Origin of the sequence: Methanobacterium alcaliphilum, from assembly GCF_023227715.1 — an archaeon.
Taxonomy (GTDB): Archaea; Methanobacteriota; Methanobacteria; order Methanobacteriales; family Methanobacteriaceae; genus Methanobacterium_E; species Methanobacterium_E alcaliphilum.
On record NZ_JALKIF010000036.1, the window covers coordinates 1 to 645 of the forward strand.

Sequence of the window (645 nt, forward strand, 5' to 3'; positions counted from 1 at the left end):
CACAAGCACCAACGAAATCACATTGTGATTCATCGTATACTAGTCCTTCTTCACTGGCAGGTTTAGCTGGTCCAAGTTCAACTTCTAAATCAATAGCATCCACCGGACAAACTTTCTCACATAGACCACAAGCAGTACATATATTAGGTAAGTCTACAGTTATGTTTGATCCTTTAGGTGCTATGAAGTCTCCTGGGCAGGCTTCTAAGCAAGTGTTACATCCGATACAAGCTTCTTCGTCCAAATCAAATTTAACGATCTCTTTGGCACGTTTTTCTGGTTTTTTACCTGAAATGAATACTGCATTCCATGGGCATGTTTGTGAACAAACACCACATTTAATACAAGTATCAGCATCGATATCAATTACTCCACCTACTTCAGGCAAAGTAATGGCATCCACCGGACATTCAGGAACACACATTCCACAACCGACACAGTCAGCAATGAAAATAGATCCTTCAATTTGAATATCTGATTTAGCAGGTTCTTTAACACCATCAATACCGATAACATCTACAGGACAAATATCCACACATTTCTGGCACATTACACAGAAACCTTGCAGAGGAATCTTTTGAATTTTACCCTCTTCCAATTTAAGAGTCTGAGGGGGACACACATCTACACAGTCACCACACTCAT

Annotated in this window: 1 protein-coding gene; it reads right to left on the reverse strand. The window is 40.0% G+C overall.

Annotated features, from left to right (window positions below; translation table 11 throughout):
* Positions 1-645, reverse strand: a 645-nt coding sequence (locus MXE27_RS11750) for a 4Fe-4S dicluster domain-containing protein (RefSeq protein WP_248612638.1), incomplete at both ends; no start/stop codon positions are given.